The 1,994-nt window shown below is 30.6% G+C and carries 3 protein-coding genes; all 3 read right to left on the minus strand.

Annotated elements, in window-relative coordinates:
- Positions 1 to 197: 197 nt before the first annotated feature.
- Positions 198 to 677, minus strand: coding sequence for a GNAT family N-acetyltransferase (locus ACKI67_RS02960; RefSeq protein WP_407461912.1), 480 nt, complete (start codon positions 675 to 677; stop codon positions 198 to 200).
- A gap of 96 nt (positions 678 to 773) precedes the next feature.
- The gene (locus ACKI67_RS02965) at positions 774 to 1,244 is read right to left on the minus strand and encodes an MGMT family protein (RefSeq protein ID WP_292787234.1); all 471 of its coding nucleotides are present in this window, start codon (positions 1,242 to 1,244) and stop codon (positions 774 to 776) included.
- Positions 1,245 to 1,390: 146 nt separating this feature from the next.
- Positions 1,391 to 1,994: glycosyltransferase family 4 protein (locus ACKI67_RS02970; protein ID WP_407461913.1), on the minus strand; the 604-nt coding region annotated here is incomplete at its 5' end.

Raw genomic sequence — 1,994 nt, forward strand, 5'->3', positions numbered from 1 at the left:
CAAATAATTGAACAAGATACAAATCATAAATTGAATGAAATCAGAAAAAATGAATATTAGAAAAAATTTAAAAAAAAACTAATTATTTAAAATTATAAAAATTAAAAAAAATTAAAAAAAAATTAAAAAAAAATTAAAAAAAAATTAAAAAAAATAAAACACTTTTTTAAAATTTTAAAAAAAGAAGGAAAAAATAATTAATCTTCATTGACAAAATCATCCAAGGATTTTCCTGTAAAATGGAAAACATCCCAATCCTTCTCTTCTGCCCCAATAGACTTATAGAATTCCTTGCTTGGCTCATTCCATTCAAGACAAGTCCATTCAAACCTGCCATAACCTCTTTCCTTTACAATCTTGGCAAGTTCCCTTAACAATGCCTTTCCATAGCCTTTTCCACGATATTCAGGATCAATGAAAAGGTCTTCAAGATGCATATTAACATTAGCAATGTAGGTTGAAAAGCTTAAGAAGAAGAATGCAAATCCTATTTCCTTTCCATCTTCAAGAGCAAAAATGACTTCAGCCTGATTCTTATCAAAAATCCAATATTTCAAGGCTTCTTCAGTAGCTATAACTTCATCCAATCTATGTTCATAATCTGCTAATTTCCTAATAAATTCCAAAATCAAAGGAACATCCTTCTCTTCTGCATTTCTAAATGTTAATTCTGGCATAAACAATCTCCAATTATTAGTGGTGAAAAATAGTTAAAAAAATAAAAAAATTATTATCCAGCACAAATATAAAAATTAGTTAAAATAACTAAAAAGTTATTCTAACTCAAATAATTTATCTTCATAATCTTCAACAAAATATCTTATATTCTTTCTTCCTTTTGTAATGAAACTATGGCCCTCATTTTCAAGCATTTCCTTTTGATATTCAACTCCTCCAGGATATTTCGGATTCAATTCCCCATCCTTTTTAAGAGTTCTCCAAAATGGTATCTTATTATCCTCTCTTTCCTCACTTGCTTGAGCAGCTAAAGAAATGAAAATACCTGCAGTCAACGGACATGTAAATTCAGCACCATGTTTCATTGCTAAAAATTCTCTAATTTGACCGGTAGTAATCAGTTTTCCCTTAGGAATCTTAGCCATGATTTCATTGTACTCCAATGGAGGAGCAATCAGCATATCCTCTCCACCATAACGTTCAATGGATTTCTCATCTGTAACTTTTATAATTTTAGGCATGTCTTTAGAATCGTTTAGTTTTTCATTGAAAGTTTTTCTCGCCATAATATCACCAATTAGAACTTTTCATTAAAACAAAAATTTTTAAAATAATTTAACATCACTTCAAAAAGTTAAAAAATTGATGTGTAAATCTTAATTGAACTTAATGAGTTATAAAGATTTCTACTTGTTCTTATATCTTAAAACTATTATTCAATCAAGTCATTCAAAGCCTTTTCAAACTTATCAGTGATCGCTTCCCAGTCATTTGACTTGACATACTCCCTTCCTTTTTTGGAAATCTCTTCATATTTTCCTTCATCAAGAATCCTTTGAGCAGTCTCTAAAACTTCCTCCGCTTTTTGGACATACTCAATTCCATTTCCATAGCCAAATTCCTTGGAAATTCCTGGAAGTTCAGTAGCTATAACCACCTTTTCCATAGCCAAATACTCATAAAGCTTAATTGGAACGATATCCTGCATAATCTCTTCATCGATATAAGCTGGAAGAAGACAGAAATCAGCAGCTGCCAAAAATTCAGGAATCAATTCATATGGCTGCTTTCCTGTAAGTATCAATTGGTCACCAAGATCGTATTCTTCCTTTATCTGAACCATCTTGTCATAGGCATCACCATCACCTACAATGAGAATCTTCATATTAGGATATTTTTCCTTGTTTTTCCCAAGTTCAATTGCAAGCTCCTTCATACCTGCAAATTCATAGATCCAACCCATAAAGAATAGAACTGTGTCATTTTCACCTATGTTATATGTATTCCTTATATTGGAATCATCAAGTTGAGGGTCA

The organism is Methanobrevibacter sp. (assembly GCF_045577275.1).
GTDB lineage: Archaea > Methanobacteriota > Methanobacteria > Methanobacteriales > Methanobacteriaceae > Methanobrevibacter.

Coding starts and splice junctions, on each gene's coding strand:
- ACKI67_RS02960 (WP_407461912.1), bottom strand. CDS start 677: ATGCCAGAATTAACATTTAGAAATGCAGAAGAGAAGGATGTTCCTTTG.
- ACKI67_RS02965 (WP_292787234.1), bottom strand. CDS start 1,244: ATGGCGAGAAAAACTTTCAATGAAAAACTAAACGATTCTAAAGACATG.